12 protein-coding genes are annotated in these 14,282 nt (G+C 73.8%); 4 read left to right on the top strand and 8 right to left on the bottom strand.

Going from position 1 to position 14,282, the window contains the following annotated elements:
• Positions 1–70 precede the first annotated feature (70 nt).
• The 8 genes from ACFWBN_RS15410 to rimP all read right to left on the bottom strand — a co-directional run bounded on the left by ACFWBN_RS15410 (position 71) and on the right by rimP (position 11,104).
• Positions 71–3,835 carry a serine protease gene (locus ACFWBN_RS15410; RefSeq protein WP_385176539.1) on the bottom strand — a complete coding sequence of 1,255 codons (3,765 nt, stop codon included), beginning with the start codon at positions 3,833–3,835 and terminating at the stop codon, positions 71–73.
• Positions 3,836–4,061: 226 nt separating this feature from the next.
• Positions 4,062–4,970, bottom strand: a complete 909-nt coding sequence (truB, locus tag ACFWBN_RS15405; protein WP_385176535.1) for a tRNA pseudouridine(55) synthase TruB — start codon at positions 4,968–4,970, stop codon at positions 4,062–4,064.
• Positions 4,967–5,428, bottom strand: a complete 462-nt coding sequence (gene rbfA, locus ACFWBN_RS15400) for a 30S ribosome-binding factor RbfA (RefSeq protein WP_385176532.1) — start codon at positions 5,426–5,428, stop codon at positions 4,967–4,969. The genes truB and rbfA overlap by 4 nt, the downstream gene beginning before the upstream one ends.
• Before the next feature lie 28 nt (positions 5,429–5,456).
• A complete protein-coding gene (locus ACFWBN_RS15395) occupies positions 5,457–5,750 on the bottom strand; it encodes a DUF503 domain-containing protein (RefSeq protein WP_030161467.1) in 294 nt (97 codons plus the stop codon).
• Positions 5,751–5,910: 160 nt separating this feature from the next.
• Positions 5,911–9,033 carry a translation initiation factor IF-2 gene (infB, locus tag ACFWBN_RS15390; RefSeq protein ID WP_385176528.1) on the bottom strand — a complete coding sequence of 1,041 codons (3,123 nt, stop codon included), beginning with the start codon at positions 9,031–9,033 and terminating at the stop codon, positions 5,911–5,913.
• Between the two features lie 149 nt (positions 9,034–9,182).
• Positions 9,183–9,470, bottom strand: coding sequence for a YlxR family protein (locus tag ACFWBN_RS15385; RefSeq protein ID WP_385176526.1), 288 nt, complete (start codon positions 9,468–9,470; stop codon positions 9,183–9,185).
• A gap of 135 nt (positions 9,471–9,605) precedes the next feature.
• Positions 9,606–10,604, bottom strand: a complete 999-nt coding sequence (nusA, locus tag ACFWBN_RS15380; protein ID WP_385176523.1) for a transcription termination factor NusA — start codon at positions 10,602–10,604, stop codon at positions 9,606–9,608.
• Between the two features lie 2 nt (positions 10,605–10,606).
• The gene (gene rimP, locus ACFWBN_RS15375) at positions 10,607–11,104 is read right to left on the bottom strand and encodes a ribosome maturation factor RimP (RefSeq protein WP_385176520.1); all 498 of its coding nucleotides are present in this window, start codon (positions 11,102–11,104) and stop codon (positions 10,607–10,609) included.
• Positions 11,105–11,217: 113 nt separating this feature from the next.
• On the opposite strand from rimP, the gene ACFWBN_RS15370 reads away from it, so the two are divergent.
• The 4 genes from ACFWBN_RS15370 to ACFWBN_RS15355 are packed head-to-tail and all read left to right on the top strand — an operon-like array spanning position 11,218 to position 14,190.
• A complete protein-coding gene (locus ACFWBN_RS15370) occupies positions 11,218–11,814 on the top strand; it encodes a hypothetical protein (RefSeq protein WP_385176517.1) in 597 nt (198 codons plus the stop codon).
• Positions 11,811–12,269 carry a ferritin-like domain-containing protein gene (locus ACFWBN_RS15365; RefSeq protein WP_385176514.1) on the top strand — a complete coding sequence of 153 codons (459 nt, stop codon included), beginning with the start codon at positions 11,811–11,813 and terminating at the stop codon, positions 12,267–12,269. Before ACFWBN_RS15370 ends, ACFWBN_RS15365 begins: the two co-directional genes overlap by 4 nt.
• A gap of 16 nt (positions 12,270–12,285) precedes the next feature.
• A complete protein-coding gene (locus tag ACFWBN_RS15360) occupies positions 12,286–13,188 on the top strand; it encodes an aminoglycoside phosphotransferase family protein (RefSeq protein ID WP_385176511.1) in 903 nt (300 codons plus the stop codon).
• A 42-nt stretch (positions 13,189–13,230) separates the two neighbouring features.
• Entirely contained in the window at positions 13,231–14,190 is a 960-nt protein-coding gene (locus tag ACFWBN_RS15355; protein ID WP_385176508.1) for a slipin family protein, read from the top strand.
• Positions 14,191–14,282 lie beyond the last annotated feature (92 nt).

The raw sequence follows: 14,282 nt of genomic DNA, 5'->3' as shown, positions 1-14,282 counted from the left end.
TTGTACTGATTGCCGATTACAGGTCTAAGACTGCCATGCCGGTGCCCGCGGTCCCGCATCGGCATCGGGGTCACGTCACATCCGGCGCGGCCCTGCCCAGGGTCTCCACCGTGCGCCGCGCGCTCGGGCCCAGCAGGGCCGCGGCCTCCGCGCCCGCCTGCGCCAGCCAGCGGGCCGCGAGCGCCCCGAAGGCCGGTTCGGACCGGGCCAGCTCCACCGTCCGCCGCTCGAACACCGCGGGCCCGCCGGGGGCGTCCAGCAGTTGCCGCCCGGTGCGCCGCAGCAGTTCCCTCGTACGGTCCTCCGCCCGCGCGGCGGCCCCGGCCGCGACGGCCCCGAGGAACGCGTCGAGCACCACCGGATCCGTCTCCTCCCCGAGCAGTACGTCGGCCAGCTCGGCCCGCAGCGCGTACGAGGGCTCCCCGCCGGGCGCGCCCAGTACGGCGGCCAGCGCGGCCCGCACCGCCGCCGGGGCGGACCGGAGCAGGTCCAGGACCAGCGGGCGCAGGACGGGCGCGGCGGCCGGGCCCTGCTCCAGACGCCGGTCGACGAAGTCGGCGGCGTGCGGTGCGTCCTCGGGACGGCGCGCCAGGTGCTCCCGTACGAGGTCACCCGCGCGGCGGGCCAGGCCCGGGGTGGTCAGCGCGGCCAGGGCGCGCACGACCTCCCCGTCGGCCCGGTCCCGCAGGGCGGCGAAGACGGCGTCCGGGTCGGGCAGTACGGGCAGGGCCGCGACCAGCGCCGCGGCGGGGAGCCGGGAGCCGTGCTCGGGGTCGCGGAAGCAGGCGAGGGCGTCGGGCAGGTAGCGGGCGCGCACCTGCGGGTCGCGGAGCAGCATCGCGAGGGCGCTGCCGTGCAGGGTGGTGTCGGCGGGGCGGGCGAGCAGCGCCTGGGCGGCGAAGCGCAGCAGCTCGCGGTCGGCGGGGGTGCGCACGTGCGGGGCGGTGGCGAGCCCGTAGGCGGCGGCCGCGACCCGCCGCCCGGGCCGTTCGTCGTGGGCCCAGCGGTCCACGGCCCGGCACAGGGCGGAGGGCTCCTCCTCGGCGAGGACGGCGAGGAGCTCGTCGGCGCGCGGGTGCGCGGCGGTCACCAGGGCCTCGGTGAGGTCGTCCAGGGCGAGGTGGCGGTGGGTGTGGAGGAGGGCCTGCGCGGCGGTGGCGACGGTGGCACCGGGGCGCCCGCGCAGCCGCCGCCCGTCGGTGAACCAGGCGCAGAGCAGGGGCTGCGCGCCTTGCGGGTCGCGGGCGAGGCGGCGGGCGGCGGCGTCGAGGTAGCGGTCGCCGGGGACCGCCTCGGCGGGGTCGGCGGGCAGCAGGCGGCGCAGGAGGTCGAGGCGGTCGGGCTCGGGGAGCCGGAGCCGGTTCCAGAACCGGCCGCCGAACTCGCCCGGGCCGGAGCGGGCCACGTGCTCGGCGAGGGCGTGCAGGACGGGGAGGTGGGGGTGGGCGTCGGGGGCCCGGAGCAGGGTCTCGCGCAGCAGCCGGGCGGCCCACCAGGCGCGGTCGGGGGCGGGGGCGGCCGGTTCCTCGGCGAGGGTGTTGAGACGGTGGACGAGGGCCGTGAGCTCGGTGCGCAGCCGGTCGGCGGGCAGCCTGCGCAGGGCCTCCAGGACGGGCCCGATCCGGTGCCGGGGCACGGGCAGGCCGCGCAGCCCGGGCGCGGCGGGGCGGTGGACGAGGGAGGCGAGGGCGGTCGGGACGTCCAGGTGGCCGGCCTGGATCCAGTCGGACAGCTCCTCGTGCGCGAAGCGGTAGCCGGGCCCGGCGGGCACCAGCAGTCGCTCGGTGAGCACGGCGGAGGCCCAGCCGGTGCGCCAGGGGAACAGCTCCTCGAAGGAGGCGCGGTCCAGCCCGCCCTGTCCTGGGCCCAGGCACCGGCGCGCGGCCTCGTGCACGCGGCCGGCCACGCGCGCCGCGAGCCGTCTGACGCCGGGGGCGTGCACTCCGGCGGGTCCGGCTCCGGCGGGTCCGGCCCCGGCGGCGGCGATCCGGACGGCGGCGCGCAGGCAGAGCAGGTCGAGGTGGGCCGCGAAGACCTCGTCGCGGCCGGGGCGGCCGGCGGTGACCTCCGCGGCGCGGATGCCGGCGAGCAGGGTCAGGGTGAGGGGGTGGCGGGCGTCGGCCTCCCGGACGGCGTCGGCGGGGATCCCGAGGCGGGCCCGGGCGGTCTCGGCCTCGGCGGGGGTCAGGTCGCCGAGGCCGAGGGCCGGCGGCAGTCGGCGGGCGGGGCGGGGCGGGGTGTGCAGTGCCTCGGGCGGGTAGAGGGCGCCGGCCCGCTCCCAGTGCTCGGGCCGGGTGGCGACGATCAGCCGGGTCGCTGTGCTGCGCAGCCAGTCGACGGTGGCGTCGGTCCATGGGGCGAGGCGGTGGGCGAGCTCGGGGGGCATCTCCTCAGGGGCGTCGAGCACAACCAGCAACGCTCGCCCGGCGCTTGCGGCTGCGCGGGCGACCGACTCGGCGAGCCCGGGCGGGGTGGGGGGTGGGGCGGGGAGCGGGGCGGGGGCCGGGGGCTCCCGCCGGGCCGGTGGGATGGGGCCGGTTTCGACGGGGCCGGGCGCGCGCCGGGGCACCTCCTCGGGCGCCGAACGTGGCCAGGGGTCGGAGAGTGGCAGCCTTGTTGCGTTCGGCGCCCTGCGGGGGCGCCCCGCCACACACCCGGCCCCGTCGAAACCTGCGTGCACGGCCCCAGGGGAACCCGCGGGCCCGGCCGAAGAGGAACCCGCCGGCCCGGCCCAGGAGGGACCTGCAGGAACGCCTCCGGAGGAAGCCGCGGGAGTGCCCCTGGAGAAGCCCCCGGAACCGGTCCAAGAAGAATCCGCGGGGCCGGCCCCGTCCAAGCCCGCGGGCGCGGGCGAGGGGGGACTGGTGGGTGGGGTGGGCTGGGTCGAGAGGATGCGGGCCGCCGAGGTGAGGGCGCGGGTCGCGGCGTCGGCCAGGGAGGTGTCCGTGGCGTGCAGGTCCGCGCCGCGGAGCCACAGGGTGGGGGCGGGGTGGGGGCAGCGGGCTCGGCGGGCGGCCAGGGCGGAGAGGGCCGTGGTGCGGCCCGTGCCCGGGTTTCCGGCTAGGCCGAGGACCAGGCGGTCCCCCGCCGTGAAGGCCTCCAGTTCGGCCATGGTCCCCGATCGCTCCACCGGGGCGCAGGCGGGCTCGGTCGGCGGGATGGCCGCGCCGACGGTGGTTCCGGTCAGTTCCAGGGCCCCGGCGAGGTTCAGGTCCGTGCCGTAGCCGGGTACCGTCGCCGCGTTTCGGGCCAGGAGCGCCGCCAGCGGTCCGCCCGGGTCGGCCCCGGCTGCCGCTCGGAGGGCCACGGCGAAGCCTGCGGAGCGGTGTTCCGCCTGGAGGGCGGTGCCCAGGACCGCGAGCACCGCTCCGGTTTCCGCGTCGAGGACCGGGCCCCCGCAGGCCTCCCCGCCCAGCTGGAGCGCGTCGCGCCCGTCCGTCCCGATCGCCAGCTCCAGCGCCGGCACCGCGTGGAACCGGTCCGTCGCCGTGTAGGTGACCTCCGCGCGGCCGAGGACGCGCGCCTGGCGCCATCCCCGCGCGGGGAGCCGTACGTAGGTCCCCGAAGCGATCACCTCGCGCACCGCCACCGGCAGCGGCCGTACCCCGAGCCCCTCGGTCCGTACGAGCGCCAGCGCGAGCCCCGGCAGCACGGTGATGTCCGCGGCCTCGGCAAGCCAGCTCCGCCCGCCGGTCCCCGGCGGCCCGTGCAGCACCACCCGGGTCAGCCCGTCCACCGCCTCGTGGCTGGTGACCACCGTGCCGCGGTCGTCGGCGACGAAGCCGCTGCCGCGCGGCCGCCCGGCGAGATCGCAGATCCTGACCAGCTCCGACATGGCCGCACCACTCCCCCGCAACGCCCGTGCTCACGACGGTAGGCAGGTGAAGATCAGCACGAAAAGCACGCGAGGCGAAAGCGCCCCCTTACGCTCCCTCCATTCACTCCGAGCGCCTGCTCGGACGGGTGAATACCGGGGTCCGGGTGGATAGAGACCTACCCGAGGGGGGTCGTGGAGCGGTGAGCAGCAATCGATGTGCGCTCACCGCTCCACGTCAACAGGATCAGACGAAGACCGCGAGGGACTTGGCCTTGCCGCCCTTGCTCTCCACGAGACCGAGCAGCGTTCCGTCCGGCCCGTAGACCGCGACCGTGCGGCCGGCCTCGTAGGCGTCGGGCATCTCGATCCGCACGCCGTTGGCGAGCAGCGAGGCGCGCCGGGCGTCCAGGTCCCAGCGCGGGAAGGCCGCGGCCGCCGCCTCGCCGATCGGCATGACGGTCAGCTCCTCCTGGAGCTGGTCCAGTGTCCGGGCCCGGTCGATCTTGTACGGGCCCACCCGCGTGCGCCGCAGCGCGGTGAGGTGCCCGCCGACGCCGAGGTCGGCGCCCAGGTCACGGGCGAGGGCGCGGATGTAGGTACCGCTGGAGCAGACGACGGAGACGACGAGGTCGACGACCTTGGTGCCGTCCTCGGCCTGCGCCTCCCGCATGTCGTACACCTGGAAGGAGGAGACGGTCACCGGCCGGGCCGGGATCTCGAAGTCCTCGCCGTCCCGCGCGCGCTTGTAGGAGCGCACGCCCTTGATCTTGATGGCGCTGACCTTGGACGGGACCTGCATGATCTCGCCGGTCAGCTTGGCGATGCCCGCGTCCACGGCCTCCCGGGTGACCCCGGCGGCGTCGATGGACGAGGTGATCTCGCCTTCGGCGTCGTCCGTCAGGGTGTTCTGGCCCAGGCGGATCGTGCCGAGGTACTCCTTCTCCGTGAGCGCGAGGTGGCCGAGGAGCTTGGTGGCCTTCTCGACGCCCAGGACCAGCACGCCCGTCGCCATCGGGTCGAGCGTGCCGGCGTGGCCGACGCGGCGGGTCTTGGCGATCCCGCGCATCTTGGCGACCACGTCGTGCGAAGTGAAACCGGACGGCTTGTCGACGATGACCAAGCCGTCCGGAGTCTTCCCTGCGTTGCTGCTCATTCCGCGGCTGCGTCCTCGTCGGCGTCGTCGGCGTCCTCGCCCGGCTTCTTGTACGGGTCGGCGTCGCCGGCGTACTGGGCACCGGAGGAGACCTCGCGCACCTGGGCGTCGGAGGTCCGCGCCTTTTCGAGGAGGTCCTCGATGGTCTTGGCGTTCTCCGGGAGGGCGTCCGCGACGAAGGTCAGGGTGGGCGTGAACTTGGTGCCCGCCGCCCGGCCGACCGCGGAGCGCAGGACGCCCTTGGCGCTTTCCAGGCCCGCTGCCGCGCTGGCCCGGTCCTCGTCGTCGCCGTAGACCGTGTAGAAGACCGTGGCCTCCCGCAGGTCGCCGGTGACCCGGGTGTCCGTGATGGTCACGTGCGTACCGAGGCGGGGGTCCTTGACACCACGCTGCAGCTTCTCGGCCACCACCTCCCGGATGAGGTCCGCCAGCTTCTTCGCCCGCGCATTGTCGGCCACTGGTCCGTCTCCTTCTTATGTCTTGCTATCAGTCTTCATCACCGTGGAGGCGCCGTCGTACGGACAGCAGCTCCACTTCCGGACGTGCCGCGACCAGCCGCTCGCAGCGGTCGAGTACGTCCGAGAGGAACCCCGTGTCCCCACTCACCAGGGCGACCCCTATACGGGCCCTGCGGTGCAGGTCCTGGTCGCCCACTTCAGCCGCGCTCACGGAGAACTTGCGTTGGAGCTCGGCCACGATGGGCCGGACAACGGAGCGTTTCTCCTTCAGCGAGTGGACGTCGCCGAGGAGCAGATCGAAGGACAGAGTCCCCACGTACATGCAGTTCCGGATGTCCCGCCGGTGCGGGTTCGGTGGCCTGCCGGCCGTCGCTCGGCAGGATCACCAGAACCGTACACGCAACGGCCGGGGCCGATCGACGGATATTCCGCCGACCGGCCCCGGTGTTACGAGTTACGACACGGTGCGAACCGCCTCGCGCTTACGCGCGGGGCTTCTCGCGCATCTCGTACGTCGCGATGACGTCGTCGATCTTGATGTCGTTGAAGGAACCGAGGTTGATACCACCCTCGAAGCCCTCGCGGATCTCGGTGACGTCGTCCTTGAAGCGGCGCAGACCGGAGATGGTGAGGTTCTCCGCGACGACCTTGCCGTCGCGCAGCAGGCGCGCCTTGGTGTTGCGCTTGACCTCGCCGGAGCGGATGAGAACACCCGCGATGTTGCCCAGCTTGGACGAGCGGAAGATCTCGCGGACCTCCGCCGTACCGAGCTCGACCTCTTCGTACTCCGGCTTGAGGAGACCCTTCAGGGCCGCCTCGATCTCCTCGATGGCCTGGTAGATCACCGAGTAGTAGCGAACGTCGACGCCCTCGCGGTCCGCCATCTGCGCGGCACGGCCGGCCGCACGGACGTTGTAACCGATGACGATGGCGTCGGAGCCCATCGCCAGCGAGATGTCGGACTCGGTGACCGCACCCACACCGCGGTGCAGGACGCGGATGTCGACCTCTTCACCGACGTCGAGCTGGAGCAGCGAGGACTCGAGAGCCTCGACCGCACCGGACGCGTCGCCCTTGATGATGAGGTTGAGTTCCTGGACCAGACCGGCCTTGAGGACCGAGTCGAGGTCTTCCAGGGACACCCGGCGGACACGCTTGGCGAAGTTGGCGTTGCGCTCACGCGCAGCACGCTTCTCGGCGATCTGACGGGCCGTGCGGTCCTCGTCGACGACGAGGAAGTTGTCGCCGGCGCCGGGGACGTTGGTGAGACCCAGGACCAGGACGGGGGTCGACGGACCCGCTTCCTCGACGTTGTTGCCCTTGTCGTCGAGCATGGCGCGCACTCGGCCGTAGGCGTCGCCCACGACCATCGTGTCGCCGACGCGGAGGGTACCGCGCTGGACGAGGACGGTGGCGACGGCACCGCGGCCGCGGTCGAGGTGGGACTCGATCGCAATACCCTGAGCGTCCTGCTCCGGGTTGGCGCGGAGGTCGAGCGAGGCGTCGGCGGTGAGGACGACGGCCTCGAGCAGGGAGTCGATGTGCAGACCCTGCTTGGCGGAGATGTCGACGAACATCGTGTCGCCGCCGTACTCCTCGGCGACCAGACCGAACTCGGTGAGCTGACCGCGCACCTTGACCGGGTCGGCACCCTCGACGTCGATCTTGTTGACCGCGACGACGATCGGGACGCCGGCGGCCTTGGCGTGGTTGAGCGCCTCGATCGTCTGCGGCATGACGCCGTCGTTGGCCGCGACCACGAGGATCGCGATGTCGGTCGACTTGGCACCACGGGCACGCATGGCGGTGAACGCCTCGTGACCGGGGGTGTCGATGAAGGTGATGCGACGCTCTTCGTCGTTGACCTCGGTGGAGACCTGGTACGCACCGATGTGCTGCGTGATGCCGCCGGCCTCGCCCGCAACGACGTTCGTCTTGCGGATGGCGTCGAGCAGTCGGGTCTTACCGTGGTCGACGTGACCCATGACGGTCACGACCGGCGGACGCGGCATGAGGTATTCCTCGCCGCCCTCGTCCTCGCCGAACTCGATGTCGAAGCCCTCGAGGAGCTCGCGGTCCTCTTCCTCCGGGCTGACGATCTGGACGACGTAGTTCATCTCGCCGGCCAGCATTTCGAGCGTCTCGTCGGAGACGGACTGCGTGGCAGTGACCATCTCGCCGAGGTTCATCATCACGGCGACGAGCGACGCCGGGTTGGCGTTGATCTTCTCCGCGAAGTCGGTGAGGGACGCACCGCGCGACAGGCGCACGGTCTCGCCGCCACCGCGCGGCAGCATCACGCCGCCGACGGACGGGGCCTGCATGGCCTCGTACTCCTGGCGCCTCTGACGCTTGGACTTGCGACCACGACGGGCCGGACCGCCGGGACGGCCGAAGGCACCCTGCGTGCCACCACGGGCACCGGGACCGCCGGGACGCCCGCCGAAGCCGGGACGCCCGCCGCCACCGGCACCGGCCGGACCGCCGCCGAAGCCGCCGCCACCGGGACGGGGACCGCCGAAGCCGCCACCGCCGCCGGGACGCGAGCCCGGACCGGCCGGACGGCCGGCGAAGCCGCCGCCCGCGGGACGACCAGCGCCGCCACCGGGACGGGCGCCGCCCGCACCGGGACCACGGCCACCGGGGCCGCCACCGGGACGGGGACCGGGACCACCGGCAGCGGGACGCTGCGGCATCATGCCCGGGTTCGGACGGTTACCACCGGGAGCACCACCCGGACGCGGGGCGCCGCCCTGCGGACGGGGCATGCCGCCCGGGGTCGGACGACCCGCACCGGGACCCTGCGGACGCGGAGCGCCACCGGGACCACCCTGCGGGCGGGGAGCACCCTGGCCGCCGCCGGCGCCGGGGGCACCGGGACGGGGAGCGCCGGCCGGACGGGGCGCCTGCGGGCGCGCCATGCCGGTGGAGCCACCAGAGGTGAACGGGTTGTTGCCCGGACGGGGACCGGCCGGACGGGCACCCTGCGGACGCGGCGCCGAGGCACCGGGACGCGGGGCGGAGGCACCGGGGGCGGTGCCGGCCGGGCGCGGGGCGCCGGGACGGGCGCCGGCCTGCGGCTGGCCACCCTGGGCGGCCGGACGCTGCTGCGCCGGACGCGGACCGGGGGCCGCGGCGGGACGCTCGGTGCGCGCCGGGGCGGCCGGAGCCGCCGGAGGCGCGGAGAACTCGGTCGCCACGGGCGCCGCCGGAGCGGGCTTCGGGGCGGCCGGAGCCTTCGGACCGGGACGCGGGCCGGAGGCGGCCGGAGTCACCGGGGCGGCGCTGACGGCCGGAGCCTCGGCAACGACCGGCTTGGGGGCCGGTGCGCCGGGCTTCGGGGCAGCGGGACGTGCCGCAGCGGCCGGGGAGGGCGCCGCGGGCTTGGCAGGCGCGGCCTTGCGGGGCGCGCCGGGCTTTGCAGCGGTCTTGCCGGCGTTGCCGCCGGGCCCCTGCAGTGCGTCAGTCAACTTGCGTACAACCGGCGCCTCGATCGTCGAGGACGCCGAACGGACGAACTCACCGAGTTCCTGGAGCTTGGCCATGACGACCTTGCTCTCAACTCCGAACTCCTTGGCGAGTTCGTATACCCGGACCTTAGCCACTTCGCTCCTTTTAGGTCCGGGTTACGCCGGACCGTCGCTACTTCATGGGCGTACTCATCGCGTACTCATCGAGTGCTCATCGCAATCTCGACCTACTTCCAACTCGCGAGGTACCTGACCGCACGGGGTATCCGTGCCGTACTACTTCTTTACGGTGTCGCCCCGGCCTCACCGGCCAGGGCTTTGCGCAGTTCCGTCGTGTCGAGCGCTCCGGCGGACCGAAGGGCCCGGGGGAACGCCCGGCGGCGGACCGCCTGGTCGAGGCAGACCACGGCAGGGTGCACGTAGGCACCCCGGCCGGGCAGCGTACCGCGTGGATCGGGGACGCATTCGTCCTCGATCGCCACGATGCGCAGCAGATCGCTCTTGGCCGCTCGCTCCCGACACCCCACACAGGTTCGTTCGGGGCATGCGCGGGCTTGCGTCCGGCCAGACACGCCTAAGTCTACCTCCCCGTACCGACCTCACCCCTTCAGGTGATAAATCGAACGGATGTTGTTGTTCGCGGACCCTGATACCGGGGTCCGCGGTGGTCCCTGTCTACCGCCGGGGTAGCCCCCCGCGGTACCGGTTTATTCCCCGCCCTGCTCCGACGGCTGCTCGGTGTCGGGGCGGATGTCGATGCGCCAGCCGGTGAGCCGCGCGGCGAGGCGGGCGTTCTGGCCCTCCTTGCCGATGGCCAGCGACAGCTGGTAGTCGGGCACGGTCACCCGGGCGGAGCGGGTGTCCCAGTCGACGACCTCGACCTTGCTCACCCGGGCGGGGGACAGCGCGTTCGCGACCATCTCCGCCGGGTCGTCCGACCAGTCGACGATGTCGATCTTCTCGCCGTGCAGCTCGGCCATGACATTGCGCACGCGGCTGCCCATCGGGCCGATGCAGGCGCCCTTCGGGTTGAGGCCCGAGCGGGTGGACCGGACGGCGATCTTGGTGCGGTGACCGGCCTCGCGGGCGATCGCCGAGATCTCGACGCTGCCGTCGGCGATCTCCGGGACCTCCAGCGAGAAGAGCTTCTTCACCAGATTGGGGTGGGTGCGGGACAGGGTCACGGACGGACCGCGGACGCCCTTCGCCACGCGCACGACATACGCCTTCAGGCGCAGCCCGTGCGTGTACTCCTCGCCGGGGACCTGCTCCTGCACCGGCAGGATGGCCTCCAGCTTGCCGATGTCGACGAGGACGTTCTTGGGGTCCTTGCCCTGCTGCACGACGCCGGTGATGACGTCGCCCTCGCGGCCGGCGAACTCGCCGAAGGTCAGGTCGTCCTCGGCGTCGCGCAGACGCTGCAGGATCACCTGCTTGGCGGTCGTCGCGGCGATCCGGCCGAAGTCCGACGGGGTGTCGTCGAACTCCTTGGGCTCCTGGCCCTCTTCGAGGTCCCTCGGGTCTTCCGTCGCCCACACGACCACGTGACCGTTGGTGCGGTCCAGCACGACGCGTGCGCGGCGGAAGCTCCCCTCGGTCCGGTGGTACGCGATGAGGAGGGCCGACTCGATCGCCTCGACGAGCAGGTCGAAGGAGATCTCCTTCTCCCGGACCAGACCCCGCAGGGCACTCATGTCGATGTCCACGGCTACGCCTCCTCTTCCTTCTTGTCCTTGCGGCTGAACTCGATCTCGACACGCGCCTTGGCGATGTCGGTGAAAGCAATACGGCGGGCGGTCGCCTTGCGGCCCTTCACGCCCGGGACTTCGAGGTCCAGTCCCTCGTCGTCGACGTCGAGAATGCGGGCGATCAGTTCCCCGCTCTCGGTCAGCTGGAACTTCACGAGACGGCCGATCGCCCGTACGTAGTGACGGTGCTCGGTCAGCGGGCGGTCGGCGCCCGGCGAGCTCACTTCGAGGACGTACTCGTCCTCGCCCATCACATCGGATTCGTCGAGCTTGTCGGAGACCTCGCGACTCAGCTCGGCACACACGTCCAGCTCCACGCCCTCGTCGGAGTCCACGATGATGCGCAGCATCCGGCGCTTGCCGGCCTTGGACATCTCGATGTCCTCGAGATCCAGGCCCTTGGCGGCGACGAGCGGCTCCAGCAATCCGCGCAGCCTGTCGCTCTGGGTGGTGCTCATCCGGGTGACTCCTCGGCCGCGTGTGCTGTTGTGGTTTCGTCGTGTGTCAGGTCAAAGGGTATCCGGTCGCGGAGGGTGTTGCCGTCAACCCTGTGGACAGGGCCCCGGGTACCGTGATCACACCCTGCCCCGCCATCACCCCCGAGGACGTCGCCGTGCCCTGGACCCTGCCACCCCGGCCCTCGCGAAGGAGCCTGCTCGCCGGTGCCGCCGGCGCGGCCGGCGCCCTGCTGCTCACCGGGTGCTCCGATGGCCCCTCGGCCGACGGTGACACCGGGATTCCACTCGGACGGCGGATGCGGGAGGCGGCCGTCCGTGACAGCGGGCGACTGCTGGAACGTTACGACGCCACGGCCGCCGCCCATCCGGCCCTGGCGGGGCGGCTCGCCCCGCTGCGCGCCGCCGTCGCCGCGCACTCGGCGGCGCTGTCCCCCACCCCCGCGGGCTCGCCGTCCGCGTCCCGGTCCGCGTCCCCGTCCCCGGCCGGCGCCACGGGGGCGGCCGCTCCCGCGCCGAGTGCGGAGCCGGTGCCGGCCAAGGCCGAGGACGCCCTGAGCGCCCTGGCCGACGCGGAGCGCAGCCTGTCGGAGGCCCGGACCATCGACCTGGCCGGGGCCCCGGGGGAGCTGGCCCGGATGCTGGCCTCCCTGGCCGCCTGCGGCGCCGTACACGCCTACCTGCTGACCTCGACCCCGGGAGCCAAGCCGTGACCCCCGAACCCTCCCCCGCCGGCCGGCCCCTGGAGGCCGCGCAGGCCGCCCTGGCCGCCGAGCACGCGGCCGCGTACGGCTACGGGGTGATCGGCGCCCGGACCGCCGGGGCCCGCTCGACGGAGGCCCGGGAGGCCTACGCCGGCCACCTCGCGCGCCGTGACGCGCTCGCCCGGACCGTACGGGAGCTGGGCGGTGCGCCCCGGCCCTCGGAGGCGGCGTACGCCCTGCCGTTCCCGGTGCGCTCCCCCGCCGACGCCGAACGGCTGGCCGCCGAGATCGAGGACCGGGTGGCGGGCGCGTACTCCGATCTGGTGCGGGCGTCGGAGGGCCCACTGCGCCGCATGGCGGCCGACGCGCTGAGCGCCGCGGCCGTGCGCGCGGCACGCTGGCGCGGTGTCGGCGTAGCCTTCCCTGGGCTCACGGAACGCGCACAAGGAGCCCGCACCAGCTGAAAGGGACCACGCACGCATGGCTTTCGAACCGCCGCAGCGGCTTGTACGGGCGCTCGGCGAGATGCCGGAATCGGCCCAGGACGCGGACTGGCTACGGCAGTTGCCGAAGCTCGCCGAGGCCGCGCTGGACCGGCGCGGGGTCCAGGCCCAGCGGGTGCAGGCCCCGGGCGGCCGCAGCAGCCTGGTCGTCCTCGTCCGGTACGCCGACGGGACCCCCGCCGCCCTGAAGCTGGCGCCCCCGCAGGCCCGGCCCGACCGGGAGCTGGCCGCGCTGGCGCACTGGGGCGGTTTCGGCGCCGTACGGGTCCTCGACACCCGGCATCACGAGGACGACGGGGCGCTGCTGCTGGAGCGGCTGCACCCGGAGGTCTCGCTGCGGTCGCTGCCGGAGGCGAAGGCCCTGCTGGAGGCGAGCGGCACGCTGCGCAGGCTGTGGGTGGCGCCGCCGGCCGGGCACGGCTGGGAGACGGTGGCGGAGCGGACCGAGCGGCAGTCGGCGGCGCTGCGGGCCGCCCCGGCGGAGCTGCGGGCCCTGGCCGACGCGGCGCTGGCGATGCGCGGGGAGCTGGTCGCGGCCCCGCCGGAGGAGGTCCTGCTGCACGGGAACTTCCGGCAGGGCAAGGTCCTCGCGGGCGAGCGCGCGCCGTGGCTGACGGTGGGTCCCGACCCGCTGACCGGCGAGCGGGCCTACGATCTGGCGCGGCTGGTCCGGGACCGGCTGGAGGACCAGGTGGCCTCCTCGGCGGGGGCGGCGGGCGCGCGGCGCCGGGTGAACAAGCTGGCCGACGCGCTGGAGGTGGACCGGGACCGGCTGCGGGGCTGGACGGTGTTCCGGGCGGTGGAGTCGGGGAACCGGGCACTGGCGGCCGGGCGGCACCGGGACGCGGAGCAGCTGCTGGAGTTCGCGGCCTGGCTGTAGGGCATACCGTATATAAGAAGGTATGTCCGGCAGGGGGCCGTCATGGTCGAAGAGCTCCTGACAGCGGTGATCGCCGCAGGTGTGGGCGCCGGGGTCTACGTGGCCACCGCCGCCCGGGTGGTGAAGCAGTACGAGCGGGGCCTGGTCTTCCGCTTCGGTCGGCTGCGCGATGAGATTCGGGGACCGGGCTTCACCGTGATCGTCCCGGGCATGGACCGCCTGCGGAAGGTCAACATGCAGATCGTGACGCTGCCGGTGCCGGCCCAGGAGGGCATCACCCGCGACAACGTCACGGTGCGGGTGGACGCGGTCGTGTACTTCAAGGTCGTCGACCCGGCGAACGCGATCGTGGCGGTGGAGGACTACCGCTTCGCCGTCTCGCAGATGGCGCAGACCTCGCTGCGGTCGATCATCGGCAAGTCGGACCTGGACGATCTCCTCTCCAACCGGGAGATGCTCAACCAGGGACTGGAGCTGATGATCGACAGCCCGGCGGTGGGGTGGGGCGTGCAGATCGACCGGGTGGAGATCAAGGACGTCTCGCTGCCGGAGACGATGAAGCGGTCGATGGCGCGGCAGGCGGAGGCGGACCGCGAGCGGCGCGCGCGGGTGATCAACGCGGACGCGGAGCTGCAGGCCTCGCACAAGCTGGCGGAGGCGGCGGCGGTGATGTCGGACCAGCCGGCGGCGCTCCAACTGCGCCTGCTGCAGACGGTGGTGGCGGTGGCCGCCGAGAAGAACTCGACGCTGGTCCTGCCCTTCCCGGTGGAACTCCTCCGCTTCCTCGAACGCGCCGCCCCGCCTCCGGCGTCGGACGCCGCCCCGTCTTCCGCCCGGGCCGCGGATCCGGCCCCCGAGCAGGCCGCCCTGGGCACGGACCAGCCCGAGCCCCCGGCCGTCGGCCCGGCTCCCGACGGGTCGGAGCTGCCCGATGCCCTGCCCCCGGGCCTGACCCTCGACGGCACGCCGCCGCCCCCGACCCGGGACTCCCCGCGCGACTAGCCGCCGCTTCCCGAAGCCGAGCCGGGCTCTGCCCGGACCCGGTCCTCAAACGCCGGAGGGGCTATATATAGCCTCGCCGGCGTTTGAGGCGC

Origin of the sequence: Streptomyces sp. NPDC059989 (genome assembly GCF_042736975.1) — a bacterium.
Taxonomy (GTDB): Bacteria; Actinomycetota; Actinomycetes; order Streptomycetales; family Streptomycetaceae; genus Streptomyces.
This window is presented reverse-complemented; position numbering and strand designations above follow the sequence as displayed.

Bases quoted from the DNA above. Each gene is read 5' to 3' on its own strand.
- ACFWBN_RS15410 (WP_385176539.1), bottom strand. From the start codon at position 3,835: ATGTCGGAGCTGGTCAGGATCTGCGATCTCGCCGGGCGGCCGCGCGGC.
- truB (WP_385176535.1), bottom strand. From the start codon at position 4,970: ATGAGCAGCAACGCAGGGAAGACTCCGGACGGCTTGGTCATCGTCGAC.
- ACFWBN_RS15395 (WP_030161467.1), bottom strand. From the start codon at position 5,750: ATGTACGTGGGGACTCTGTCCTTCGATCTGCTCCTCGGCGACGTCCAC.
- rimP (WP_385176520.1), bottom strand. From the start codon at position 11,104: ATGAGCACCACCCAGAGCGACAGGCTGCGCGGATTGCTGGAGCCGCTC.
- ACFWBN_RS15360 (WP_385176511.1), top strand. From the start codon at position 12,286: ATGGCTTTCGAACCGCCGCAGCGGCTTGTACGGGCGCTCGGCGAGATG.
- ACFWBN_RS15355 (WP_385176508.1), top strand. From the start codon at position 13,231: ATGGTCGAAGAGCTCCTGACAGCGGTGATCGCCGCAGGTGTGGGCGCC.